23 protein-coding genes are annotated in these 24817 nt (G+C 52.9%); 6 read left to right on the top strand and 17 right to left on the bottom strand.

The features are described from left to right. Positions 1–3: 3 nt before the first annotated feature. The 15 genes from J5441_04245 to J5441_04315 all read right to left on the bottom strand — a co-directional run bounded on the left by J5441_04245 (position 4) and on the right by J5441_04315 (position 16548). A complete protein-coding gene (locus J5441_04245; GenBank protein ID MBO4934364.1) occupies positions 4–2163 on the bottom strand; it encodes a bifunctional (p)ppGpp synthetase/guanosine-3',5'-bis(diphosphate) 3'-pyrophosphohydrolase in 2160 nt (719 codons plus the stop codon). Continuing rightward, positions 2156–4168 carry a single-stranded-DNA-specific exonuclease RecJ gene (recJ, locus tag J5441_04250; protein MBO4934365.1) on the bottom strand — a complete coding sequence of 671 codons (2013 nt, stop codon included), beginning with the start codon at positions 4166–4168 and terminating at the stop codon, positions 2156–2158. The genes J5441_04245 and recJ overlap by 8 nt, the downstream gene beginning before the upstream one ends. Positions 4169–4286: 118 nt before the next feature. Continuing rightward, a complete protein-coding gene (locus tag J5441_04255; protein MBO4934366.1) occupies positions 4287–5576 on the bottom strand; it encodes a hypothetical protein in 1290 nt (429 codons plus the stop codon). Beyond that, positions 5576–6418: a diadenylate cyclase CdaA gene (cdaA, locus tag J5441_04260; GenBank protein MBO4934367.1), complete on the bottom strand. Its 843-nt coding sequence runs from the start codon at positions 6416–6418 to the stop codon at positions 5576–5578. Before cdaA ends, J5441_04255 begins: the two co-directional genes overlap by 1 nt. 102 nt (positions 6419–6520) lie before the next feature. Further along, positions 6521–7648: an aminotransferase class V-fold PLP-dependent enzyme gene (locus J5441_04265; protein ID MBO4934368.1), complete on the bottom strand. Its 1128-nt coding sequence runs from the start codon at positions 7646–7648 to the stop codon at positions 6521–6523. Position 7649: 1 nt separating this feature from the next. Further along, positions 7650–7853: a hypothetical protein gene (locus tag J5441_04270; GenBank protein MBO4934369.1), complete on the bottom strand. Its 204-nt coding sequence runs from the start codon at positions 7851–7853 to the stop codon at positions 7650–7652. Between the two features lie 134 nt (positions 7854–7987). Next, a complete protein-coding gene (locus tag J5441_04275) occupies positions 7988–9139 on the bottom strand; it encodes a 2-C-methyl-D-erythritol 2,4-cyclodiphosphate synthase (protein ID MBO4934370.1) in 1152 nt (383 codons plus the stop codon). Next, the gene (locus J5441_04280) at positions 9136–9669 is read right to left on the bottom strand and encodes a 2-oxoacid:acceptor oxidoreductase family protein (GenBank protein MBO4934371.1); all 534 of its coding nucleotides are present in this window, start codon (positions 9667–9669) and stop codon (positions 9136–9138) included. Before J5441_04280 ends, J5441_04275 begins: the two co-directional genes overlap by 4 nt. Then, positions 9666–10421: a 2-oxoglutarate oxidoreductase gene (locus J5441_04285; protein MBO4934372.1), complete on the bottom strand. Its 756-nt coding sequence runs from the start codon at positions 10419–10421 to the stop codon at positions 9666–9668. Before J5441_04285 ends, J5441_04280 begins: the two co-directional genes overlap by 4 nt. Continuing rightward, entirely contained in the window at positions 10418–11482 is a 1065-nt protein-coding gene (locus tag J5441_04290) for a 3-methyl-2-oxobutanoate dehydrogenase subunit VorB (protein ID MBO4934373.1), read from the bottom strand. Before J5441_04290 ends, J5441_04285 begins: the two co-directional genes overlap by 4 nt. A 16-nt stretch (positions 11483–11498) precedes the next feature. Further along, positions 11499–11705: a 4Fe-4S dicluster domain-containing protein gene (locus tag J5441_04295; protein MBO4934374.1), complete on the bottom strand. Its 207-nt coding sequence runs from the start codon at positions 11703–11705 to the stop codon at positions 11499–11501. Positions 11706–11759: 54 nt separating this feature from the next. Beyond that, positions 11760–12407 carry a hypothetical protein gene (locus tag J5441_04300; GenBank protein ID MBO4934375.1) on the bottom strand — a complete coding sequence of 216 codons (648 nt, stop codon included), beginning with the start codon at positions 12405–12407 and terminating at the stop codon, positions 11760–11762. Positions 12408–12417: 10 nt separating this feature from the next. Continuing rightward, complete coding sequence (locus J5441_04305; GenBank protein MBO4934376.1) at positions 12418–13761, bottom strand: hypothetical protein; 1344 nt, start codon at positions 13759–13761, stop codon at positions 12418–12420. Between the two features lie 13 nt (positions 13762–13774). Then, positions 13775–15115 (bottom strand): hypothetical protein, encoded by a 1341-nt coding sequence (locus J5441_04310; protein MBO4934377.1) that lies wholly within the window; start codon positions 15113–15115, stop codon positions 13775–13777. 41 nt (positions 15116–15156) lie between these two features. Beyond that, positions 15157–16548, bottom strand: coding sequence for a hypothetical protein (locus tag J5441_04315; GenBank protein MBO4934378.1), 1392 nt, complete (start codon positions 16546–16548; stop codon positions 15157–15159). Between the two features lie 153 nt (positions 16549–16701). Here J5441_04315 and J5441_04320 point away from each other — a divergent pair, with 153 nt between their 5' ends. The 6 genes from J5441_04320 to J5441_04345 are packed head-to-tail and all read left to right on the top strand — an operon-like array spanning position 16702 to position 21996. Continuing rightward, on the top strand, positions 16702–17559 hold the full coding sequence (locus tag J5441_04320) for a histidinol-phosphatase HisJ family protein (protein MBO4934379.1): 858 nt from the start codon (positions 16702–16704) through the stop codon (positions 17557–17559). 23 nt (positions 17560–17582) lie between these two features. Beyond that, positions 17583–18062: an Lrp/AsnC family transcriptional regulator gene (locus tag J5441_04325; GenBank protein MBO4934380.1), complete on the top strand. Its 480-nt coding sequence runs from the start codon at positions 17583–17585 to the stop codon at positions 18060–18062. Beyond that, positions 18062–19234 (top strand): aminotransferase class I/II-fold pyridoxal phosphate-dependent enzyme, encoded by a 1173-nt coding sequence (locus J5441_04330; GenBank protein MBO4934381.1) that lies wholly within the window; start codon positions 18062–18064, stop codon positions 19232–19234. The genes J5441_04325 and J5441_04330 overlap by 1 nt, the downstream gene beginning before the upstream one ends. Next, positions 19231–20097 (top strand): 4-(cytidine 5'-diphospho)-2-C-methyl-D-erythritol kinase, encoded by an 867-nt coding sequence (locus tag J5441_04335; protein MBO4934382.1) that lies wholly within the window; start codon positions 19231–19233, stop codon positions 20095–20097. The genes J5441_04330 and J5441_04335 overlap by 4 nt, the downstream gene beginning before the upstream one ends. Before the next feature lie 10 nt (positions 20098–20107). After that, positions 20108–21340 (top strand): aminopeptidase, encoded by a 1233-nt coding sequence (locus tag J5441_04340; protein ID MBO4934383.1) that lies wholly within the window; start codon positions 20108–20110, stop codon positions 21338–21340. A 5-nt stretch (positions 21341–21345) separates the two neighbouring features. Then, positions 21346–21996 carry a sugar O-acetyltransferase gene (locus J5441_04345; protein MBO4934384.1) on the top strand — a complete coding sequence of 217 codons (651 nt, stop codon included), beginning with the start codon at positions 21346–21348 and terminating at the stop codon, positions 21994–21996. 30 nt (positions 21997–22026) lie between these two features. Here J5441_04345 and guaA read toward each other — a convergent pair whose 3' ends face one another. Both guaA and J5441_04355 read right to left on the bottom strand, forming a co-directional pair. After that, positions 22027–23010, bottom strand: a complete 984-nt coding sequence (gene guaA / locus J5441_04350) for a glutamine-hydrolyzing GMP synthase (protein ID MBO4934385.1) — start codon at positions 23008–23010, stop codon at positions 22027–22029. Between the two features lie 91 nt (positions 23011–23101). Further along, on the bottom strand, positions 23102–24814 hold the full coding sequence (locus J5441_04355; protein ID MBO4934386.1) for an NFACT family protein: 1713 nt from the start codon (positions 24812–24814) through the stop codon (positions 23102–23104). Positions 24815–24817 lie beyond the last annotated feature (3 nt).

Here is a 24817-nt window from a genome sequence, read left to right on the forward strand (position 1 = left end):
TGGCTATACTCTCTTTATCTCGCTTACTCCGCTGATTTTTTCGAGTCGGGAGCAAATCTGCTCGAGATGCGAAGAGCTCTCAACCTCGAGCGTTATATCGGTAACGACCGAGCCGTCCTTTGAAAGACGCGAATTGACATAGGTCAGCAGCAGGTGCATCTGAGCGCAGATTTGCGTTATATCGGCAAGAAGTCCGTATCTGTCGTGCGCGACTATTTTAATCGAGGCGATGAAGCGCTCGTTCGCGCTCGCGGCCCAGGACGCGCGTAGAATCCGTTCATTGCCGTTGCTCTTTATGTGGTCGTTTATGACGCGGCAGTCTTTTCTGTGAACAGAAACGCCGTATCCGCGTGTGACGAATCCTATTATGTCGTCGCCCGGAACTGGGTTGCAGCATTTCGCGAACTTAACGAGGCAGTTGTCGAGTCCTTCTATGATAACGCCGCCGGAAACCTTTTTCTGAGAGGAAACCGTATGAGACTGAATCTCAACGTCGCGGAACTGCTTGGTGAACTCCTCTTTGATTTTCGGAATCATTCGCGATACGCTGATCCCGCCGTATCCGATAGCGTTATAAAGCTCCGTGGCGTTCGGATACTTATATATCTGCGCTATTCCGTTGAGGAAGTCTTCTCTGCTCTCTTCGGGAATACTCACAAGATTCGCCCGAAGCTCCGCCTCAAGCATGGATCTTCCCTGCTCTATGTTTTCCTCGCGGCGCTCTTTTTTGAACCACTGGCGTATCTTGTTTCTCGCTTCGCTTGTCTTGATCAGCTTCAGCCAGTCGCGGCTTGGCCCGTGTCCTTCGGCGGACGTGGTTATTATCGAAACAATATCGCCGTTCTGAAGTACGTAGTCGAACGGAACGATTTTTCCGCCGACTTTTGCGCCGACCATACTGTTGCCGACGCCGCTGTGGATGGCGTACGCGAAGTCAATAACGCACGAGCCTGCGGGAAGGTTTATGACGTCGCCTTTCGGCGTGAAAACGAAGACCTCGTCGAGCGAAAGATCGAGCTTCAGCGATTGCATAACGTCTTCCGGATCGTCGTCTTCCTGATTCTCAAGCAGCCTTCTTACCCATGCAAGACGCTCCTCGATATCCTTCGTATTCTTTTCCCCGGATTTATACTTCCAGTGCGCGGCTATTCCGTATTCAGCCGTATAGTGCATCTCCCAAGTGCGTATCTGGACCTCAAACGGAATACCTTCGCTGCCGACAACAGTGGTATGGATAGACTGATACATATTCGGCTTCGGCGTGGAAATATAGTCCTTGAATCGTGAGGTTATAGGCGTGAATTCGTCGTGAACGATGCCGAGTATCGCATAACAGTCGGCGACTGTATCAACGATGATTCTGTAAGCGAAAATATCGTATATCTCATCCAGAGATTTGCCCTGCATGAACATTTTGCGGTAGATGGAATATACGCTTTTGCGTCTGCCCTCGATGTGCAGCTTTATTCCGGAGCTTGAAAGACGGTCTTCGAGCTTGCGGCGTATGGACTCAAGTATTTTGTCGCGGGACTGACTGCGCTCCTCGAGCGCTTCTTCGATTTCGCGGCATCCTACGGGGTCGAGAACGTGAACGGCTCTGTCTTCCAGCTCGTGCTTCACGCGCTGTATTCCGAGACGGTGAGCGAGCGGCGCGAAAATCTCCATCGTTTCCTTTGCCTTGTCGCGCTGCTTTTGGGGATCGAGTCCTTCGATAGTACGCATGTTATGAAGCCGGTCGGCGAGCTTTATGATGATTACGCGGGCGTCCTTCGCCATCGCGATAAGCATCTTGCGCATATTTTCGACCTGTTGCTCGACATAAGTGAAATACGAGATCTGTCCGAGCTTTGTAACTCCGTCGACGAGCTCGGCGACCTGATCGCCGAACATCTTGCGGATATCCTCGATCGTCATATCGGTATCTTCGGCAACGTCATGGAGCAGAGCCGCCATTATGCTTTCGTTATCAAGGTTTATATCCGCGAGAATTACGGCAACCTCGACAGGATGGTGAATATAAAGCTCGCCTGTCTTTCTGCGCTGTTCACCGTGAGCTTTGGCTGCAGTTTCAAATGCAAGCTTGATCCTGTCATATTCATAAGGGAGCCCCGTGGAACGCAGTTTATCTTCCAGCTGCTTCCACATAGTTTCTAATTCAGTCATTTTGCTTTAGTCTCCTCAGTAGTTCTGAACGAGTCAGCTCGGTCTTCGGCGCGTCCTTTATAACGCTGTATTCAAGCGAAGAACCGCTATTCGATATATTCACGAGCGAAAGCTCTGAAAATACGGAAAGGATAATCAGAAGCTTGAGAGTTGAGATTTTTTCGCCGCCGACGGAAAGTTCGGCAGCAAATGCATCCGGACGAAGCGAGCCGTTTCCGGATCTAAGAAGCGCCCTGTAAACACGCTCAAAATCGGAAAAACACGGGAAGTCATTACCGTCCTCAAGCACGCCGCTTGTTTCAACCTTCCTGAAACGCTCCATATCCTCATCGAACGTGCCGGCAGATGAAATGTCTTTAACAACAATCTGCAGGTTTTCCTGACCGTTATATTCATTAATGCCGAGCGCAAACGCAATATCGACCGTATCTCCGGTCGAAACGTCAAGCGTTTCCGGAAGAGTATTGTAGAATATCGAGTCGAAACTGTTTACCCCGCAACGGAAAGTGACGCGGGTGTGTTTTTCGCCCACGACCTTCATATACGTCAGCTTCGCGTCGCGTATAACGAAAACGGGCTGCGGATTGCCTTCTCCGTATGGTTCAAGGACCCCTATATCCCGCACGGTGGCGATCGAAAGCTCCTCCGGATAAATCTCCGCGTCGATCTCAAGCCGCCTCACTGGTATTTCTATATGAGACGTTATATCGTTGATTCTTTTTCTGAATTCCTGAATCCTGCCCGTTTCTATCCCGAGACCGACCGCGTACTCATGACCGCCGAAGTTGGTCAGCATTTCCGCGCATTCTGATACGGCCTTATGTATTGAAAATCCGGAAACGCTTCTTCCCGAGCCCTTACCCGTTCCGTTTGCAAGAGTAAACAGAATCGCGGGTTTTTCATACTTCTCCGTTATTTTGGCTGCAACAATGCCGATAACGCCCTGATGCCAATTCTCGTTGAAAAGCACGATAATATTATCATCTTTATAGCTGTCGTCACTGTCTATCATCGATATAGCCTGGCGGAATATTTCCGCCTCTGTTTCCTGACGCTGTTTATTGAGGGAACAGAGCTTTTCCGCAATAAGTCCCGCGGTGTATGCGTCGTCTTCAAGAAGAAGTTTTAATGCTGTTTCCGCGCTTTCCATTCTGCCGGCAGCGTTCATTCTCGGCGCGAGAATGAACGAAACGGAGAAAGAATTAAAGCGCGACGGCGATACACCGGCCTTGTTCATAAGCTCCGTAAGTCCTACGTTCACACCGGATTGAATGTATTGCATCCCGTTGATTATAATGCGTCTGTTTTCTCCCGAAACGGGCATCATATCCGCAAGGGTACCGAGCGCAGCGAAAGCTATGTACTCATCATCACGATCGCTCACTCCGATTGCGCTGACGAGCTTATATGCAACACCTACGCCCGAAAGTTTCTGATTCGAATAGGTATCGCCCGGACGCTTGGGATTGATTACGGCAACACAGTCAGGAATGACTTCCCCGACCTCATGATGATCCGTAACGATCATGTCCAGACCTATCGAACGAGCATATTCGGCTTCTTCAACCGCGGTGATACCGCAGTCCACGGAAATCACAAGACTGCAGCCGCGCTCCTTCATAGTGCCGAGAGTGTCTTTACTTATGCCGTACCCCTCTCCTTCACGGGAGGGTATATGATAAACAGTATTCACGCCGGCGCGGGTAAAGTACTTATATAGAATCGCTGTCGCGGTGATGCCGTCGACGTCGTAATCTCCGATAATGCCGATCGTTTCACGCGAGCTTATTGCCGAACGAATTCTTTCAACGGCTTTATCCATATCCGTCATAAGCATCGGATCGGTATAAGCGATTTCGGGAGACAGAAACTCTTTTGCTTCCGAAACGTCGCTGAATCCACGCGAAGCCAATACGCTTGCAGTCACACGCGACAGTCCCAAATCCGACATGAACGAACGTTCCGCATTCTTGTCAGCGGATTTAACTATCCAGTTTTTTCGCATAACTTCCCTCTTATATTCAAACTTCATTAACAGAATCACGCGGGAGGATTTATCCCGCCGGAGTATAACATCATCTCCCGCCCTTAAAGAGCGAGAGATGACGTTGTATTATGGCGTGCTATTTGATCTCGATGTTCACAGCGGGGACCGACGCGCCCTCAGAAACATAGACCCAAACGTTCTCAAGTTCTCCGAAATCTATCGATACGGGGTATTCGCGTATTCCCGCGGCGGTTGCGGGCAAGCTTACAGTCGCGCGAACGCCGCCTTCTTTGGCAAGCCTGACAGAATCAAACGCTCCGCAGATTGTAACGCGCATAGACTTGGACGTTATCTCCGCGGTCTTCCCTGACGGTACGCTCTTTACCACTATTTGATCAGGCATCAGCGTAATGCTGTCAGTCGTCATGCTCGAAAACTCAATCGTAACGCCGACGGTCGTTATTCCGGAAATATTCGTTACTCCAGAAGGCATTTCAACGGTAAACTCGGTCGTGTAGCTCTTTGTATAAATCTTCGAGAAATCAATGGCGCCGATATTGATTTCGGTTATATCATCAAATACACCGTCAGTCGCGGCGATCTCAATATCGTCAAGCTTATGATACTTCTCGTCGCCTATTGAATAAGTCAAATCATAGAAGTTGCCCGTCAGCGAAGGAGCGTTTATGAAATCAAGCTTCATAGGCACTTTCTTCCATCTGATGATAGGAACGGAGACCGTCACTCTGTCTATATCCGCGGCGGCTGATTCTATATCGACCTTATTCATATCCTTATCAAGGAAGTTGATTTCGCAGTCCTTGAATACGATTATTCCTACGCTTTCCTCTTCTATCTCAACATTTACTACCGCCCTGTCGATACTATCGACAACAGCCTTCGGTCCCGTAATCTTGACGCTGTTCGAAGAAAGCGACGGAGAAGCGATATAATACCCCTCCGGAGCGGCATAACCGCCGTCGTCCACTTCTATCGTAAACGTCTTGCTCTCAGTAACGTCAAGCACTATTGTCGTCGAAGCCGGGGAAACGGAAATAATTTTAACAAATTCGCTGCCGGATGAAACCTCGATCGCTTTTTCATAAGTGCCTGATTTTGTTTCTCCGGACAAATCGATCTCAGCCGTAAAGCTGTCAGCGCTTAATGACGGGACCTGACTTCGGGGAGCTTTTACTTCGATATCGACAGTTTCTATCTTGCCCGAAACAATGGAAAGCGAAACCGCTTCCTGCGAGCTTGTGCTGATGTTGACCGGAACGTCATGGATAACAATGGTTGTATCCGGGTCAACGTAGAAAATAATCGCCGCCCAGAGCGCAACAGCAACAACAAACGACAGTACGTAAAGCAGTATCTTGTCTTTGGTGAACCAGGATCTGATTTTCGCCTTAATATCGGTCTTCATTATTGCTTGCCCCCTTTCTGCGAGCGGAAGAATCTTCCGCGTTCGCCGGTATTCGGAAGGAGCATCGTTCTGAGCTTAGAGTTGAGCTGCTCTTTTGACAGGTTCTTCTGAAGACCTCCGCCAAGCGCAACGGATATATAACCGGATTCCTCTGAAACGATTATCACAACCGCGTCGCTGTTTTCGCTCATGCCTATCGCGGCGCGGTGGCGAGTGCCGAGTTCAGCGCTGATAGACATATTCTGTGAAAGCGGAAGCAGACAACCCGCGGCGCAAATCTTATTGTCCCGGATAACGGCGGCTCCGTCGTGGAGAGCCGCGCCTTTATAGAAAATGTTTTCGAGAAGGCGTGCCGAGATCTCGGCGTCGATAGCGGTTCCCGTAGCGATTATATCCCCTATAGGCGTCGTTCTCTCTATAACTATTAGCGCGCCGGTTTTTGTCTCCTTGAAGTAGCCTACCGCCTCGCAGAGAGAGTCGATCATATTCAGGGTTTTTATATCCGCTTCCTCGCCGGACGAACGAAAACCGAAGAATTTGCGAAGCCGGCGTCCGCCGAGTCTTTCAAGAGCGCGTTTCAACTCCGGCTGGAAAAGAACTATAAGCGCAAACAAGCCGATCTCAAGCGTATTCCTCAGAATAAAGTTCAAGCTTCTCAGTTCGAGCCAGCCCGAAACAAAAAACGCGGCCACCAGCAGAGCAACGCCCTTCAGAAGCTGAATTGCCCGCGTTTCTTTGAAAAGCTTGATTGCTTTGTATACGACGAATGCAACGATCAGTATATCGAGCAGATCGTTCCATTGAACATATATCGGTGAAAGACCGAATAGTTGTATCGTCATATTCGACTTGTCATCCTTTCGCTTTAATTGCCCGTTTGTATCCGGACTCTTCCCGCTTATATTTTATCATACTTTTTCCCAACACGCAATTATATTTGTTGATTATTTTGAGATTTTTTGCGTAATTTCAAGGAATTTATCAATTTCAGAGGCGGTATTGAACGCTCCGACGCTCAATCTGACGGTTCCGTATGCCATAGTTCCGAATTTTTCATGCGCGTCAGGCGCGCAGTGATAGCCGGCGCGGAGGCATATCCCGTGTCTGTCGTAAAGCTCGGCAGCCTCAAATGACGTCTTGGCGCCAATGTTAAAAGAAAGAACCGGCGCGTCGCTATTTGTCGGCTCGGAAGTGTAAAGCGTTACTTCTTTTATACGTTTTAATCCCGCATAAGCTTTTCGCACAAGTGACATTTCACGCTTGTGCAGCTTATCTGTTCCGACAAACGTCAGGAATCCGACTCCCTGACAGAGCCCGCTGATCGCAGGAACGTTCAGAGTGCCGCTTTCAAGTGCGTCAGGAGGGTAATCGGGCTGTTCGGCAGACAAAGAATTGCTGCCGGTCCCTCCGGTGAACAAAGGCTTCGGCGTCTTGCCGTTCAGAATTATAAAGCCGGTCCCCTGCGGACCGTACATGCCTTTATGCCCGGGCGCGCAAAGATAATCTATACAATAATCCGAAACGTCGATTTTCAGATAGCCCGCCGTCTGCGCCGCGTCAACTATAACCCTGGTTCCTCGCGAACGCGCAATGCGGCAGATATCGCGAAGAGGTATCGTTTTCCCCCAGACGTTGGACGCGTGCGAAACGACAAGCCAATCCGCGCCTTCGCCGATAAGTCTGCCGAATTCGGAAACTGTAGCGTCGTCGTTATCAAAATCAACGCAAGCCTTTATGACTTTGACGTTATTGAGACTGTGAAGCGGACGTCTGACGGAATTATGCTCATAGTCGGTAGTTATAACGCGGTCTCCCGGTCTTATCAGCCCCAAGATACACGTGTTCAGTGCGGTGGTTGCGTTCTGGGTAAAAACCACGTTTTGTACTGAAGCCGCGTTGAAGTATTCTTTCAGCGCCTTTCTGCAGCGATAGACCTCAGAGTCGGCAGCGCGGGCAAGCGCGTGTCCTCCTCTGCCCGGATTTCCGCATCTGTTCCGCGCCGTATAAAGCGCGGTATTCCAAACAACCGGCGGCTTCGGGAAGGTCGTCGCGGCGTTATCAAAGTAAATCAAGTCATTCACTCGCTTCAAATCTGAAGGCGTGTGCGTCGAGTATCCGCTCCGCCTCGGAAAACGTACCGCCGCCGAGCACAAGTTCGACGCAGCATCCGCATTTTGCGTTACCGCCTCTGACGGGACGCGATACTATACCGTGTGATTTTAATACGTCAGCGGCGTTGAGAGCCGCGGACATCGATCTGAATAATATCTTTTTCATTTATCATCACCCATCCATTATATGCGCGGCGCTTGAATGAGAAATCATCACGCGCAAACCGACTGAACGGAAAAACGCCGTTCGCAGAGCATAACGCTCAAGCGAACGGCGTAATCAAGTACCGTTTCAAACGTTTATTTGCTTATTGAACAAACTGCATAAGCCGAAATCCCGTCACCGGCGCCGGTGAATCCGAGTCCCTCTTCGGTGGTCGCTTTTACGCTGACGAAGCCGACGTCGATCCTGCAGGCAAAAGCAACGTTGCGGCGCATTTCGTCAATATATGAACATATCTTCGGCCGCTGCGCGACAATAGTTATGTCAATACTATGGATTGTATACTTGTTTGACGCGAGATTGTCAACGACTGTTTCAAGCAGCTTTATACTGCTGATGCCGGCGTATTTCTCGTCGTTATCAGGAAAAAACTTTCCGATATCGCCAAGCGCAGCGGCGCCGAGAAGCGCGTCCATAAGCGCGTGAAGCGCAACGTCGGCGTCGGAATGTCCGAGCAGCCCTTTTTCAAACGGAACGTCGACTCCGCAAAGGATAAGTTTTCTGCCTTCGACGAGGCGGTGTACGTCATATCCGAAACCGGTTCTTATCACTTTATTATCCCCTTCCGCAAGGAATGTACCGTATTTCAAGTCTGACGGCACGGTGATTTTGATATTCTCCTCGTCGCCGCCGCAAACTGCGACGTTTTCACCTGCCTCTTCAAGCATGGCGCAGTCGTCCGTGAATCCGCTGTCGGCAAACTTGTCAAGCGCTTTGACGTAAAGCTCCGTTTTGAAGATCTGCGGTGTTTGCACACGGTAAACGGCGCTTCTGTCTACTGTTCCGGTAACGACTCCGTCCGAGACGGTTTTAAGAGTGTCAAAAGAAGGTATAACAGGAACAGCAGATCCGTGTTCATACGCGGTTTCCGCGCATTCATTAATCAGTTTTTGCGATACAAAAGGACGCGCGCCGTCGTGGATAGCGATATACTCGCAATCGGAAAGCCGGTTCACGCCGTTTCTGACGGATTCAGTGCGCGTTTCGCCGCCCGCGACGACCGCCTTCAGCTTTGAAATGCCGCAGCCGTCAAGGATTTCCCTGACGGCGGCGACGTTATCACTTTTTGCAACTACAACGATTTCGGAAACGTTACCGTTCGCCTCGAAGGCAAGGCAGGCTCGCGCAATCACCGGTATCCCGCCGATGCGTGCGAACATCTTATCCGGGCCGTTCATACGGCTCGAGCTTCCCCCTGCGGCGATAACCGCTCCGATACGTCCGGTCATAGCGACATACCGAGTTCGACGGCTTTGACGTTGGAGGGTATCAGGTGCGCCTTCTTCTCGGGAACGGCCTTTTTAAGTCCGGCCTCGATTTCCGGAACGCCGAAAATGCCGGTCTCTTTAAGAACCTTGCCGAGCATTATCATGTTGGCGAGGCCTTTCAGATCGTTGTTTCTCGCAAGCTCGGTCGCGGGAACAGCGAAAGTATCCACGCCTTCAACTTCCGCCCACTCGGAAATGAGCGAGCTGTCGAGGAATATCTTTCCGCCCTTTTTCACGCTGCCCTTAAACTTGTCATAAGAGGGCTGATTCATGACGATGATCATATCGGGGCGCGTCACGAGCGGAGAAGCGACGGGCTCTTCGCAGAGGCAGACGGTGCAGTTGGCGGTGCCGCCGCGCATTTCGGGACCGTATGACGGCAGGTGCGAAACATTGATGCCGTCAACCATTCCCGCGTAAGCGAGCACCTTGCCGGTAAAGAGTATTCCCTGCCCGCCGAAACCGGCGATTATGATACTGGTGTCAATCATTTCGCTTCCTCCTCTGCGGTGACGTCTTTATAAACGCCGAGCGGATAATACGCCATGAGGTTCTCGCGAAGCCACTCAAGCGCTTTGACCGGGGTGAGCCCCCAGTTCGTCGGGCAGGTGGAAAGGAATTCGACGAGCGAAAGCCCTTTCTTCTCCTGCTGCATGGTGAACGCCTTGCGTATGGCTTCCTTTGCGTGGCGGACGTTCTTGACGCAGTCGACCGCAACTCTTTCAACATAAGCCGTACCGGTAACCGTAGCCATCATTTCGCATACGCGGATGGGGTTGCCGGAATACTTGACGTCGCGCCCGTAAGGCGTGGTCTGCGTGACCTGTCCCGGAAGACTGGTAGGAGCCACCTGACCGCCGGTCATGCCGTAGATAGCGTTGTTGACGAAGAAAATGCATATATTTTCTCCGCGTGCACCGGAATGGATCGTTTCGGCGGTGCCTATCGCGGCAAGGTCTCCGTCTCCCTGATAGGTGAAAACGGTCTTGTCGGGATGCGCTCTCTTAACGCCGGTAGCGACTGCCGGAGCGCGTCCGTGAGGCGCCTGGATCATATCGCAGGAGAAGAAGTTGTACGCGAGGACGGAGCATCCGACCGGCGCGATACCGATGGTATCGCCGGCGAGTCCCATCTCGTCAACGACCTCCGCGACGAGGCGTGTGATTATTCCGTGAGTGCAGCCGGGGCAATACGACAGCGGCGCATCGGTCAGCATACTTGACTTTTTGAATACTACGCTCATTTCGCACCTCCGTTGATCTTTTCAAGCTCGGCGATGATCTCTTCCGCCGTGGGAACGATTCCGCCGGTGCGGCCGAAGAAGTATACGGGCTTTTTGCCGTTGACGGCGAGACGGACGTCGTCGACCATCTGCCCCATATTCATTTCGACCGAAAGGAACGCTTTTGCCGTTTCGGCACGCTTCGCTATGATCTTTTTCGGGAACGGCCAAAGCGTGATGGGACGGATAAGTCCCGCCTTTATTCCCATATCGCGCGCGGTATTGATCGCGCTTTTGGCGACTCTGGAGGTAGCGCCGAACGCGGTTATGACGATATCGGCGTCCTCGGTCTTATACTCTTCGAAACGGACCTCGTTTTCCTCTATCTGCGCGTAACGCTCATATCTCGCTCTCACCTTGTTTTCAAGCTCCGCGGGGTCGAGGTAAAGCGAGTTGATGATATTGTGCTCACGCTTGTTTCCGTGACCGCAGGCGGCCCAGGGCTTATCGGCCGCCGAGACTTCCTTTGGCTCGGGAAGCTCCACGGGCTCCATCATCTGCCCCAGTATGCCGTCGCCGAGGATAAGGCAAGGCATACGGTATTTTTCCGCGAGATCGAAGGCGTTATAGGTGATGTCCGCCATCTCCTGAACTCCGGACGGAGCGAGGACAATGACGTGAAGATCGCCGTGGCCCGGAGCCTTCGTCGCCTGATAATAGTCGGACTGAGAGGGCTGTATTCCGCCGAGTCCGGGGCCGCCGCGCTCGATGTTCATAATAACGCACGGAACGTCGGAACCGCAGATATAAGAAATACCCTCGGTTTTAAGGCTGATTCCGGGCGAAGACGAAGAAGTCATCGCTCTCGCGCCGGAGCCGCCGGCTCCGAGCACCATGTTTATCGCGGCGATCTCGCTCTCCGCCTGGAGATACGTTCCGCCGATTTTGGGCATACGCTTCGCGAAATACGCCGCAACTTCCGTCTGAGGCGTTATCGGATAGCCGAAGAAGTGTCTGCAGCCGGCTCTTATCGCCGATTCTGCAACGGCTTCGTTGCCCTTCATCAATACTTTTTCGCTCATTCTGTCATCTTCCTTTCTACTTTTCGACAGTTATAGCCGTATCAGGGCACATGGTCGCGCAGAAAGCGCAGCCGATGCAGCTTCCCTCGTCAGTCATTTCCGCGACGGGATAGCCCTTTTTGTTGAATTTGCTGTCAGAGAGCTTGATTATCTTTTTCGGACAGGCGTCCGCGCAAAGACCGCATCCCTTACAGACGTTTTCGTCTACTGTGATTTTTGCCATTTTCTTACTTCCCTTCAGATTGAGTCTATGTCAACGATCTTGATCGTTGTGGCCTTACCAATAACGCTTGGTCGTTATTTTAATCGTTATAACAGGCGAATCGACGATTCCGCATTCGATTCCGTCGTCAACGGAGGTATAAAGCAACGGGAGATTCGACGCCTCGGAAAGAGATTTCGCTTTTTTGACCGATTCTCTGACGAGCTCGGCGGTTGTTTCGGCGCCGAGATTTGTGTTGTTTATTATTCCGGTAAACGGCAGCTTGCCCGCGTTCTCTATTTCGCGCATAAGCTCAATGTTATCGGCGTTTGTCAACGTCAGCGTGCGCATAAAGTTGACGACGTACCAATGCTGCCATGAACCGCTTTTCGCTATTCCTTCGGCGTATTGCCCCAGGGCGAAGGCTCCGGAATCGTCTCCGCCGACGTCCACGATGACGTTGTCGTAGATTCCGGTGTAGATATTGCTGAACTCACCGGTCAAGGCGGGGGTGTCAAGATTCGTATTCGCAAACACGGGAGCAACGACGGTTATCCCGTCGCCGCGCATCTTTTCCGTAAAATCCGCCGTTCGAAAGTACGGATTGACGACGTCGAGATCGAATATCGCTACGCTTCCCTGTTTGAGAAACTTATAGGCAAGATTGATCGAAATATTCGTCTTGCCGCTTCCGTAATGCCCGCTTATTACGTATATACTCATGAGCGTTTCCTCACGCGAGCTTCGCGGCTATGCGAAGGACTCTCAACGCGTCGGAAACCGTGATAAATCCGTCGCCGTCCATATCGGCAATGCGAAGCACCTCGGGCGTTTCAGGCGCGAGCCTGGCGGCGACGCGAAGCACGCTGAGCGCGTCCGCGACCGTTACTTCGCCGTCACAGTCGACGTCTCCGGCGCTGAATGCGGAATTAACAATAGTGAATCGAACGGTTACAACGACGTTATCATTCACCACAACAAGCTCGTGTTCGCCGACGGAAACAATTTCCGTGCCTTTTACGTATTCAACTCCGTCGAGCGTCGCTGAAGTGGCGTTTTTCCAACTCGCCGAAGGGGCTCCGTCCGCAAGGTCGTACACGGCGCCGTCTTCAACTCCGGTCACCTTCGGATCGGCGGCGGTAGGATGCGCAAGCACCGGCTCCGAAAGAGGAGATTCTCCGGCGGCGTTGACGGCGGAAACGCGGATCTCATATTCCTGTCCGTTGACAAGCTTCCCTATCCTCGCGACCTGTCCTGAGCTTGTCGCCGCAAGCTCGCCATTTACATAGATGTTAAAAGAAATCGCGGGCAGATCGCCCTTATCCGTCATTTCCCACGAAACTATCGTGCTTTTTGCGCCGTCTCTCACTCCGAGATCGTGCGGTACTCCGGGAGCACGCCCGGGATAAGCCCGAATATGCTCCGCCACCTTCTGCGCAATAAAATCGTATCCGGATTCGAGCGGATGCACGTAATCATCGCGGAATTTGTCCTTCTGATCGGCGGTAAGCGAGTGCATATCGATCACCGGGCATCCTTTTTCCGCCGCAACTTCCTTCTGAAGCCCGGAAATCTCAGCAACTCTTGCGGGAACGATACCGTAACTGCCGTTTTCAAAAACCGTGGGTGACGTCATTACGTAGACGGTCGGATGAGTAGGAAGCGCGCGGTAAGTATCAATCAGATCGGAAAGCTCGCTTTTGAACTTGTTTATTTTCGGATTACTGCCTTCCCAGTTAAACTCCTTGCCGTCGTTCGTGCCGAGCATGATAACGACTATGTCGCAATCGTACTGCAGGCTCTGCTGATAAATATCAAGACCGATATACGGCTTTTTACCGTCTGAAAGCATGGTAGCGCTGCCCTCGCCGAAGTTAGTTACCTCGTAGTTCGATCCAAGGTATGTTCCGAGCTTGAACGGGTAGCTCATTTCGCTCGTCAAACCGTAGCCGTACGTGATACTGTCGCCCACGCATGCGATTTTAATTGTTTGGGCGGCTCCGGCGGTGAACGGAGCAACGGCGCATACGGAAATTACTATCGCAATAAATATCAGTATAGATAACGCCCTTTTCATGACTTCCTCCCCTTTACGCAAGCTTTGCGGCAATACGAAGGACGCGAAGCGCGTCAGAAACGGTGATTTCTCCGTCACCGTCCATATCGCCGATCAGGAGCGCGTCAGCCGTCTCGTCGGCAAGCTTTGCGGCAACACGAAGGACGCGAAGCGCGTCAGAAACGGTGATTTCTCCGTCGCCGTCCATATCGCCGGGCAAAAACGCGGAATTGATTACGGTAAATCTTATGGTGACAACAACGTTATCGTTGGTGACGATGAGCGTGTGTTCGCCAAGCTCCGTAATCTCGGTGTCTTTAACGTAATCAGCGCCGTCAAGAGTTGCGGACGTGGCTTTTTTCCAACCGGCCTTCGGCGCACCGTCGGCAAGGTCGTACACGGCAGAATCTTCAACGCCGGTTACGCCCGGATTGTCTGCAGTCGGTTCGATGATTACGGCCTCGGAATGCGCCGATTCGCCGTTAGCATTCACCGACGTAACAGTCACCTCATAAGTCTGACCGTTCGTCAGTTTACTTACGGTGACGCTGTTAGTGAGTTTATTGGCGTAAAACACGCCGTCGAGATATACGTTGAAAGATAGTATCGGCACTCCGCCCTTCGGACCGGTGCTCCACATAACGGTGGATCTTCCGCTTGAATTCCTGAAAACATACGGATCTTTCGGTGCTCCCGGAAGCGTCCCTTCATATGCGAGGATTATGTCGTCGATATAATCCGCAATCAAAGCGTAGCCTTCGGCATTCGGGTGGATCTTATCTTCGAAGTACTCCTCCATATCAGCCGTGAAGGTATGCAAATCGATAAGCGGAGCGCCGATCTCCTCGGCGACTTCGCGCTGCAGCTGCGCGATCGTATCAACATTAGACGGTATGAAATGGAAGTGGCAACCCTCAAAAAGCGTCGGGGACGTCATGATGAACACTGCGGGTTTGCTCGGCAGATCGCGGTAAGTCTGAACGAGTTGTTTCAGTTCGCGCTTCAGAACGGCCGGAGAAGAATCCGGATCCCAGTTATAATACTTGGCGTCATTCGTGCCGAGCATTATCAGAACGATATCGCCTTCATAATCGAGACTTGGCTGATACTCGATATATTGCGTATAAGGAGTGTCTCCGGTGCTCATCAGCGTTTTACCGCCGGCGCCGAAATTCTTCACTTCGTAGCTGTCCTTCAAAAGCTCCCCGAGCTGAGACGGGTAGCTTCGCGGATCGTCGAGTCCGTAACCGTATGTAATGCTGTCTCCCACGCAGGCGATCTTCGCCTTATAAAGCCCTTTTGAAACAACCGGGAATCCGACCAATACGGATAACGCAACGGAGACGGCGATTAAAAAAGCCGATAATCTTTTCATAAATCATTCTCCTTCGCAACGCAGACGGGTAAGCGGGTTTATCAAGCGAGTCCGGCCGCAATACGCAGAACGATAAGCGCATCGGAAACGGTAATACTTCCGTCGCAATCCATATCGCCTACCGCGATCGCTTCGGCAGTCTCTTCGGCGAGCTTCGCGGCGATCCGCAGAACTCTGAGCGCGTCCGCGACGGTGATAACGCCGTCTCCGTCCATATCTCCGGGTGTAAACGCGGAGTTTACGACAGTGAACGTTATTGTGACGACGACGTTGTCGTTTGTGACGACAAGCGTATGCTCGCCGAGCTCCGTTACAGCGGTTTCCTTGACGTATTCAACGCCGTCGAGCGTCGCGGAAGTCGCGACCTTCCAGCTTGCGGCCGGAGCTCCTTCGGCGAGGTCGTACACGGCGCCGTCGGTAACGCCGGTGACTTTAGGGTCCTGCGCGGTAGGTTGAAGCTGCACGGTTTCCGAAAAAACGGATTCGCCGAGCGAATTGACGGCTGTCACGTTGAAATCATATACGCTGCCGTTTGTGAGGTTTTTCGCGGTATAAGTCGTGCGTTCGAAATCCGCGACGAACTCGCCGTCTATGTAGACCTTGAAATATAGCGTAGGCAGTCCGCCCTTGTTGCCTGTCGTCCAGGAAAGGATCGATCTGCCGCTGCCGTTGCTCACGACTCTGACGTCGACAGGCGCGGAAGGCGCCGCGAAAGTCGGCACAAGCTCGTTATACACAAGCTGCGCCAAACGGGCGTATCCCGCCTGATTCGGGTGGATATTATCACTGAAATAAGAACCCATATCAGCCGTGAGCGCGTGCATATCGATAAGAGGAGCGTTGAGATCCGCGGCAACCTCGCGCTGCAGTTCCGCTATCGTGTCAACGTTGGCGGGAACAATGTTGTAATTGCCGCCGTTGAACGCGGTGGGCGAAGTCAGAACGTAAACCGTCGGATGACTCGGCAGGTTGCGATAAACCTCGATAAGCGCCTCCAGATCGGTCTTGAACTGCTGCGGGCTATCCTCTTTCCAGTTTGTCGTATTCGGATCATTTGTAACCTTGGCGTCGTTAGTGCCGAGCATAATAAGAACGATGTCGGCATCGTACTGAAGGCTTTCGCGATACAATTCTCCGGGAGCGGAAATATAAGGATAATCGGCGGTGCTCATCAGCGTTCTGCCGCTGTCGCCAAAGTTCTTAACCTCGTAATTCTCACCGAGAAGGGCTTCAAGCTGCTTCGGATAGCAGCGAGGGTCGTCGAGCCCCTGTCCGTCGGGATATCCGTATCCGGGTATAAAGCCGCCGTCGGTAATGCTGTCGCCTATGCAGGCGATTTTCACTTTATATAACGCTTTCGCGGTTACCGGCGCGATTATGAAAAGCGACGCAACCAGCGAAAGGGCAATTATGACGGAAAAGAATCTTTTCATTCCAAAATCTCCTTTTGGTATTGCAAAATGAGGATTCGGCGCTTATAATATACTTAACAAATCAAAGAAATACGCTTTCGCCTACTCTATCATCTCATTATATCACGCTGAAATGCACTTTTCAATAATAAAATCAAGTTTTTAGAGGTTTTTATGAGTACGCTTGCAACTATCGAAAGAACGAATCCCGCGCCGCTTCCGTCCCCCTTTGCGACCGATGAAATCAAGAGGCTCGCGGACTATCATACGCACACGGAAGCTTCGCCCGATTCCAAGGAAAATATCTTCAACGTCTGCTCCGCCGCGGTCAAGGCGGGACTTTCCGAAATATGTATAACTGACCATTACGACTGCGGATACAAGGAATGCCGCGACGTCCTCGCCGCATCCTATGCTTCTATAGAGCGGGCGGCTCTTGAATTCGAGCCGGTGCTCAAGGTCAAAAGAGGCGCAGAGGTCGGCGAAGCGACGCAGAATCACGACGATGAACGCCATCTGCTTGACAATTACAAATTCGACTGTCTGCTCGGGTCGATGCACAATATCCGCGGAAACGTCGATTTCTACTTTATGGACGCCCTTCCCGATCCCGAAGGCATGCTGAGGATGTACTTCGAGGAGCTTATTGAAATGTGCGAGACCTGCGACTTCGACGTGCTCGCGCATCTGACCTATCCCATGCGCTACAAGGGATTTCTCGGAATTAAAGACCTTTCGCTCTTTGATAAAGAGATAAGCCGTATATTGCGACTTGTGGCGGATACCGGAAGAGCTCTCGAAATCAACACCGGCGGAGTCCGTAACCACGATTACAGGCTCACCGACCCCTGGCCGGAATTCGTGCGTCTTTATAAGTCTTTCGGCGGCGAAATGATCACGTTCGGCTCCGACGCACACACCGCAGACGTCGTCGCCGCGGACTTCAACGCCGCAGTCGATATCGCGAAAGCCGCCGGATTTACTCATTACACAGTCTATAACGACCGCAAGCCTAAGCTCGTTGAATTCTGATATATGAAACGGAGGAAAACAAAATGCTGAAACTGCTTGAACTGCTCAAAAGCAACGCCAAACTGACAAACGAACAACTCGCCAGTATGCTCGGAATGAGCGTCGACGAGGTCGCGAAAACCGTTGCGGAACTCGAAAAGAACAAGACCATCGTTTGCTACTCCGCCGTAGTCAACTGGGACAAAACCGAAAAGGACACCACCACCGCGCTTATAGAGATCAAGGTCACTCCTCAGCGCGGACACGGCTTCGAGGCCGTCGCCGAGCGTATCTTCCAGTTCCCCGAGGTTAAGAGCCTGTATCTGGTTTCCGGCGCATACGATTTCCTCGCGGTCGTCGAGGGAAAGACGCTGAAGGACGTCGCTACCTTCGTTTCTTCCCGCCTCGCGCCGCTGGAGCAGATACTTTCCTGCGCGACGCACTTTATGCTGAAGAAATATAAGGACGACGGCGTCGTCTTCGTCGAAAACGAGCCGCCCGTCCGTGAGGAAGGCTTATTCTGATGGATTACGATAAGATTCTCAACCCCGCGGTATGCGCAATCAAACCCTCGGGCATAAGAAGATTCTTCGACATCGCCGCCGAGATGGACGACGTTATCACGCTCGGCGTCGGAGAACCCGACTTCATGACCCCGTGGCACATCCGCGAAGCGGGCATATATTCGCTTGAAACGGGCAAGACGTTCTACACCGCCAACCGCGGCCTTGCTCCTCTTTGCGATGAAATCAGCCGCTACCTTTCGCGGCGCTTCGGGCTAAATTACGATCCGAAATCCGAAGTCGTCGTTACCGTAGGCGGCAGCGAAGCGATAGATATAGCGATACGCGCGCTGGTTTCTCCGGGCGACGAAGTTCTCATTCCGGAGCCGTCCTTCGTCTGTTATTCGCCGATAACGTCACTCGCGGGCGGCGTTCCCGTTCCGGTTCCCACGCGTGAGGAAAACGACTTCCGGCTGACAGTCGACGACGTTAAGCCGCTTATTACGCCAAAAACCAAACTGCTCGTACTTCCCTTCCCGAACAACCCGACCGGCGCGGTAATGCGCAAAAGCGACCTCGAAGCTCTCGCGGGTTTCCTGCGCGAAACGGATATAATGATCCTATCCGACGAGATCTACGGCGAACTCACCTATACCGGCGAAGGTCACGTTTCCATCGCCTCGATAGACGGTATGCGCGAGCGTACCGTGCTTGTCAGCGGATTCTCGAAAGCGTACGCGATGACCGGCTGGCGTCTCGGCTACGCCTGCGCTCCGGCGCCGATACTCAAGCAGATGCTGAAGATACATCAGTTCTGCATCATGTGCGCGCCCACGTCCGCGCAGTACGCCGCGATAGAGGCGCTGCGCGACGGCGACGAAGATATCGCGCATATGCGCGAAAGCTACGATATGCGCCGCAAACTTGTTGTCGACGGACTCCGCAAGCTCGGGCTTCCCTGCTTCGAGCCGCTCGGAGCGTTCTACGTTTTCCCGAACGTCTCAAAACTCGGGCTGACGAGCGAAGAGTTCTGCACCCGTCTGCTCCATTCAAAGAAGGTCGCGGTCGTACCGGGAAACGCCTTCGGCGCTTCGGGCGAAGGTTTCGTCCGCATTTCCTATTCTTACTCCGTCAACCACCTTGTTGAAGCTCTCGAAAGGATTGGCGCGTTCATTGCCGAACTGAAGAAATGATAACTCTCAAGGCTCACGCGAAAATAAACCTCACGCTCGACGTGACGGGCTTCACGGATAACGGATACCACTCTCTTTCGATGATAATGCAGTCGGTCGCGCTCGCGGACGTAATAACCATCGACGGCATTTCCGAAGGAATCCTCTTTTCATCCGGAAGCACGCGCATACCCGTAAACGAAAACAACCTCGTGTTCAAGACCGCGAGGTTGTTTCTTGATGCCATGTCGCTGCCGCACAACGTGCATATCGACCTGAAGAAGCGCATACCCGTTTCAGCCGGACTTGCCGGAGGAAGCGCGGACGCCGCGGCGGTGCTCGTCGGTCTGAATAAATTCTTCGATTGCGGGCTCTCGCTTGACGAACTAAAAGAGCTTGGTTTGAAACTCGGCGCGGACGTCCCCTTCTGCCTTACGGGCGGCACGGCGCTCTGCGAAGGCGTCGGCGAAATAATAACGAAGCTTCCCGATATGCCCGACTGCTATATTCTCATCGCGAAGCCGTTGCGAGGAATGTCTACCCCTAAAGCGTTCGCGTTATATGACGAATACAGCGGAGCGCTTCCCGAAGTAAATAACGCCGCCGCCGTCAACGCGCTCAACGAAGGAGACCTCGACACACTGTGCCTGCATATGGCGAATAAGCTTCAGCCGATAACCGAAAGCTGCGTCGGCACAGTCGGGCATATCGCCGAAAAGTTCCTCGAAAACGGCGCGAAAGCGGCCTGCATGTCCGGCAGCGGAACATCCGTCTTCGGCGTTTTCGATTCGCGCATCATCGCGGAAAAATGCAAAAAGCGCCTCCACAAGCCGATACTGTCATATATAACCACGCCTTCAAAAACCGGCGTGACGATACTTTGAGGTGATATCTATGATTAACAAAGAAATGCTCACGGAATACGCGCGGCTTCTCGTTGAAGTCGGCGTGAATATCCGAAAAGGCCAGCGCCTTCTCATCAACGCACCGGTCGACTGCGCTGAGTTTGTGCGCCTTTGCGCAACAGCCGCCTACGATGCCGGCTGCGCGGAAGTGGTCGTGAACTGGTCTGACGACTACCTCGCGCGCGAGAAGTTCCTTCGCGCCGAAGACAAGGTTTTTGAATCATTCCCGTCATGGAGACGCGACTTCCTTATGGATCTTGCGGACGACGGCGCGGCAAAGCTTGCAATCTATGCGTCCGACCCGGAAAGCATGAAGGGCGTCGATCCCGCCCGCCTGCTCGGATGGGAGCGCGTCGCGGGCGCCGCTATGGAAGACTACCGCAATATGCAGATGCGCAACGACTTCCCGTGGTGCGTCGCTTCGATTCCGATTGTATCGTGGGCGAAAAAAGTATCGCCCGACCTGTCCGACGAAGAAGCCGTCGACGACTTGTGGAGCAAGATATTCTCCGCGCTTCGCATCGACGGCAGCGGAAACGCGGTCGAGCGCTGGCGCGAGCATATCGCTACGCTCGCTGCGAGATGTGAAAAGCTCACTTCCCTCGCCTTCAAAAAGCTGCGCTACTCTAATTCCATAGGCACCGATCTGACGATAGAACTGCCCGATAACCACGTATGGCTCGGGGGCAGCGAAGTTACGACCAAAGGACAGGCCTTCGTCGCGAATATGCCGACCGAAGAAGTCTTCACCGCGCCGAAGCGCGACGGAGTCAACGGCAGAGTCGTCGCCTCTATGCCGCTGGTCAAGGACGGCAACGTCATCGACGGCATCGTTATGGAATTCAAAGACGGCAGGATAGTAAACGCGACGGCAAAGACAAACGAAGATATCCTCAAAGCCGCGATCGCTGTCGACGAAGGCGCGAGTTACCTCGGCGAAGTCGCCCTCGTCCCCTTCAAATCGCCGATATCCGATATGAAAACGCTGTTTTACAACACGCTCTTTGACGAAAACGCTTCCTGCCACCTCGCGTTCGGCGACGCTTATCCCTGCGTCACGGGCGGAGCGTCCATGTCGCGCGAAGAGCTGAACGCCGCCGGACTCAACTCCTCCGTCACGCACGAGGACTTTATGGTCGGAACGGCCGACCTTTCGATCGTCGGCGTCGGCGCGGACGGCAAAGAAACGCCGGTCTTTATCGACGGTAATTTCGCTCTGTAACGGATATGGATATCAAAGAAAAAATGCACTCCCGAAAGCTTTATTATCCTATGGATGAAGATCTGTTCAAGGAGCAGATCGCGTGTCTTGACAAGCTGTACGACTTCAACGCGACGCGTCCGACCGAGCTGAACAAGCGCGCGGAAATGCTCAGAGAGATGTTCGCGGAGATCGGAGAAAACTGCTACATCGAGCCGCCTTTTCACGCTAATTTCGGCGGAAAGCACGTCCATTTCGGCAGCAATATTTACGCTAATTTCAATCTGACGCTGGTTGACGATACCCATATATACGTGGGTGACAATACCAAGTTCGGACCAAACGTAACCGTTTGCACCGCCGCGCACCCGATTCTTCCGGAGCTCCGCGAAAAGCAGTATCAGTACAACGCGCCCGTTCATATCGGCAAATGCTGCTGGATCGGAACCGGAAGCGTTATTCTGCCCGGCGTGAGCATCGGCGACAACAGCGTGATAGGCGCCGGAAGCGTGGTAACGAAGGATATTCCCTCAAACGTGGTCGCCGTGGGCGTTCCCTGCCGCGTCCTCCGCCCCATCGGCGAACGCGATAAAGAATTTTACTTCAAAGACCTGCGCATCTCAGATTGCGAACTGTACAACAAACACAATCTAAGCAATACGACCGGTCGGAGCTGACTCCGACCGGTCGTTGACTATACTATCCGATCATTCGTATTCTATCGTGGCGACGGGCTTTTCACTGATGTCCCAAAGGACGCGGTTGACTCCGGGGATCTTGACGATCTGATCGCGCATTTTGCAGAGGACGGCAAACGGTATCTCCGGCACAGCGGCGGTCACGGCGTCAATCGTGTTGATCGCACGGATGATGACCGCCCATCCCATATAGCGCTTGCCTTGACCGTCAACGTATTTAATACCGGTCGACTGAAGGTCGGGAATCACGCAGAAATACTGCCAGGGCGTTTCGGGGAGTTTTCCGATCTCCTCTCGAACTATCGCGTCGGCTTCGCGAAGCGCCTCGAGGCGGTCGCGGGTTATCGCGCCGGTGCAGCGGACGCCGAGTCCGGGGCCCGGGAACGGCTGACGGTAGACCATGCCGTGCGGGAGCCCGAGGACCTCGCCGACGACTCTGACTTCATCCTTGAAAAGGAGCTTAACGGGTTCAACGAGCTCAAAATCGAGCTCCGGCGGCAGACCGCCGACGTTGTGGTGCGCCTTTACTCCGTCGCTTTCGAGTATATCCGGGTAGATAGTGCCTTGAGCGAGGAACTTGATGCCGTCCAGCTTTGCAGCTTCCTCGGCGAAGACGTCGATGAACTCCTTGCCGATGATCTTGCGCTTGGTTTCCGGATCGGAAACGCCCGCGAGCTTATCAAGGAAGCGGTCGACGGCGTCAACGTAGATGAGGTTGGCGTTCATCTGATCGCGGAACACCTTGATTACCTGTTCCGGCTCACCCTTGCGGAGTAGACCGTGATTGACGTGAACGCAGGTAAGCTGCTTGCCTATCGCCTTGATCAGCAGAGCCGCGACCACGGAGGAGTCGACGCCGCCGGAGAGAGCGAGAAGGACTTTCTTGTCGCCGATCTGTTCGCGCAGCTCTTTGATCTGCTGCTGAATGAACTGTTCGGCGAGTTCTTTCGTTTCGATTCTTTTCATTTCTGCAGGACGCACGTTTCCGCTCATTTATCTCTACCCCTTTATTAAAAATATGGACGAATTATACCACATTCAAAACGCCGTTTCAATAGAAACGGCGCGATTTTTTGTAAAAATTTTACACAATTATCGTCTTGAAGTTTACGTAGAAGACTTTACCCGGTTTCGAGCCTTTCGGCTTTCTTACGTTGCGGATTTCCGTGTAGTCAACCGAAACCTTCGTGCCTTCGGCGGATTTGCTGTGCGCGGCGGCGATTTTCGCAGCCTCGTAAACGGCGGTTTCGGTCGGTTCCCTTCCCTCAAGGCGAAGCACGACGTGAGCGCCGAAGCTTTCCCTGACGTGGAACCATAAATCGCTGTTTGATGCGAAACGCATGGTCAGCGCGTCGTTCTGGAGGTTGTTTTTCCCGTAATAGACCTTGAAACCGTCGGAAGTGGTAACGCACTCAAAAGAGAATTCCGGCCTTTTGGCGGGCTTTTTGGCGTTTTTGGAAGGCGCGGGACGCAGATACCCCTCGGACACGAGCTCCTCGCGTATACGCGAAATATCCTCGGAAGTTTCAACGAGCGTGAGCTCGTCCGCTACCGAGCGGAGCCATTCGATCTCCGCTTCGCCGAGTTCGAGCTGTTCGGCAAGCTTTTTCTTTCTGGTATAGCTTTTGCGGTATTCGCGGAAATACTTCTGCGCGTTGCGCTGCGGAGAAAGAGCGCTGTCGAGCGGGATATGTATCTCGTTATAGTTATCGTAATAGTTTTTGACTACGGCGACGGACGATCCGGGATTTATCTCGTGCAGATAGGCGTTAATCAATTCGCCGCGCACGCGGAGTTCTTCAGCGTTTTCGCATTCCGCGAGTTCCCTGCTCTGCGCCGCGGCTTTTCTGACCGCCCGCTCGATGCTGCGCGAGACGAGCCGCGAAAGCTCGGAAGTACGCTGCTTCAGCCGCTCGGCGCGGTCGCGTTCGTAATAGAAGAAATCGAGCAGTTCAGACGGACTGTCGAACCTTTTGATTTCCATCGCGACGCCGTAAACGGACGGCGAAAAGAAAGAGAAATCCGCCGCGGTCCCGTCGGCGCGGCACACAACTGAAGGATTCCCGCCGTTTTCGAGCTTCGAAAGCAGACTGCCGAGTTCCGCGTATACTTTTCCGGCGTCAGCGTGCGACGCGGGAGTTTCGGCGTCGCCGGAGGCTCTGAACGCGATTTCCCTGCAGACTATCGGAGAAAAGCCTGCGATGTTATGCAGCAAAGCGTCCGAAAGCGATTCGTCGGACGCGGACAGGATCGACGACAGAGATTCCCCGGTAAGCAAATACGGATCGGCTTTATTCTGCGCGGGCGGCATAGCGTATGGCATACCGGCGATTATGCAGCGGACGGCGTCCGGATCCGCGCCGGAATGCTTGACGGATTCGATTATCCTTCCGTCTCCGTCGGTGAACAGGATATTGCTGCTGCGCCCCATTATTTCGGCGACGACGCGGCGTTCGACCTTATCGCCCATTTCGTCGGTACAATCGAATTTAAGCGTAATGACGCGCTCCATACCGGGCTGCTCGGCGACGACGAATCTGCCGCCTATGAAAAGCTTACGGGCGAGCATACAAAGCGTCGGCGCCTGCTTCGGATTATCCTTTGAATGCTCGGTAAAGTACACGGCGGGACTCGCCGACGAAGCAGATATACGAAGCTTCATGTTTTCGCGGAATCCGCGCAGGAAAAAGACGAACTCGTCGCGTTCGGGCTGGTAGACTTTATCCACCTTCGCACCCGCGGCGCGCTCGTTCAGTTCGGCGCATATTAACTTCAAAAACGCAGCGTCAAGTGCCATTTC

This window comes from Clostridia bacterium (assembly GCA_017620395.1).
Classification (GTDB): Bacteria; Bacillota; Clostridia; order Oscillospirales; family RGIG8002; genus RGIG8002.

Bases quoted from the DNA above. Each gene is read 5' to 3' on its own strand.
- J5441_04245 (MBO4934364.1), bottom strand. From the start codon at position 2,163: ATGACTGAATTAGAAACTATGTGGAAGCAGCTGGAAGATAAACTGCGT.
- recJ (MBO4934365.1), bottom strand. From the start codon at position 4,168: ATGCGAAAAAACTGGATAGTTAAATCCGCTGACAAGAATGCGGAACGT.
- J5441_04255 (MBO4934366.1), bottom strand. From the start codon at position 5,576: ATGAAGACCGATATTAAGGCGAAAATCAGATCCTGGTTCACCAAAGAC.
- cdaA (MBO4934367.1), bottom strand. From the start codon at position 6,418: ATGACGATACAACTATTCGGTCTTTCACCGATATATGTTCAATGGAAC.
- J5441_04270 (MBO4934369.1), bottom strand. From the start codon at position 7,853: ATGAAAAAGATATTATTCAGATCGATGTCCGCGGCTCTCAACGCCGCT.
- J5441_04275 (MBO4934370.1), bottom strand. From the start codon at position 9,139: ATGACCGGACGTATCGGAGCGGTTATCGCCGCAGGGGGAAGCTCGAGC.
- J5441_04280 (MBO4934371.1), bottom strand. From the start codon at position 9,669: ATGATTGACACCAGTATCATAATCGCCGGTTTCGGCGGGCAGGGAATA.
- J5441_04285 (MBO4934372.1), bottom strand. From the start codon at position 10,421: ATGAGCGTAGTATTCAAAAAGTCAAGTATGCTGACCGATGCGCCGCTG.
- J5441_04290 (MBO4934373.1), bottom strand. From the start codon at position 11,482: ATGAGCGAAAAAGTATTGATGAAGGGCAACGAAGCCGTTGCAGAATCG.
- J5441_04295 (MBO4934374.1), bottom strand. From the start codon at position 11,705: ATGGCAAAAATCACAGTAGACGAAAACGTCTGTAAGGGATGCGGTCTT.
- J5441_04300 (MBO4934375.1), bottom strand. From the start codon at position 12,407: ATGAGTATATACGTAATAAGCGGGCATTACGGAAGCGGCAAGACGAAT.
- J5441_04305 (MBO4934376.1), bottom strand. From the start codon at position 13,761: ATGAAAAGGGCGTTATCTATACTGATATTTATTGCGATAGTAATTTCC.
- J5441_04310 (MBO4934377.1), bottom strand. From the start codon at position 15,115: ATGAAAAGATTATCGGCTTTTTTAATCGCCGTCTCCGTTGCGTTATCC.
- J5441_04315 (MBO4934378.1), bottom strand. From the start codon at position 16,548: ATGAAAAGATTCTTTTCCGTCATAATTGCCCTTTCGCTGGTTGCGTCG.
- J5441_04320 (MBO4934379.1), top strand. From the start codon at position 16,702: ATGAGTACGCTTGCAACTATCGAAAGAACGAATCCCGCGCCGCTTCCG.
- J5441_04325 (MBO4934380.1), top strand. From the start codon at position 17,583: ATGCTGAAACTGCTTGAACTGCTCAAAAGCAACGCCAAACTGACAAAC.
- J5441_04330 (MBO4934381.1), top strand. From the start codon at position 18,062: ATGGATTACGATAAGATTCTCAACCCCGCGGTATGCGCAATCAAACCC.
- J5441_04335 (MBO4934382.1), top strand. From the start codon at position 19,231: ATGATAACTCTCAAGGCTCACGCGAAAATAAACCTCACGCTCGACGTG.
- J5441_04340 (MBO4934383.1), top strand. From the start codon at position 20,108: ATGATTAACAAAGAAATGCTCACGGAATACGCGCGGCTTCTCGTTGAA.
- J5441_04345 (MBO4934384.1), top strand. From the start codon at position 21,346: ATGGATATCAAAGAAAAAATGCACTCCCGAAAGCTTTATTATCCTATG.
- guaA (MBO4934385.1), bottom strand. From the start codon at position 23,010: ATGAGCGGAAACGTGCGTCCTGCAGAAATGAAAAGAATCGAAACGAAA.
- J5441_04355 (MBO4934386.1), bottom strand. From the start codon at position 24,814: ATGGCACTTGACGCTGCGTTTTTGAAGTTAATATGCGCCGAACTGAAC.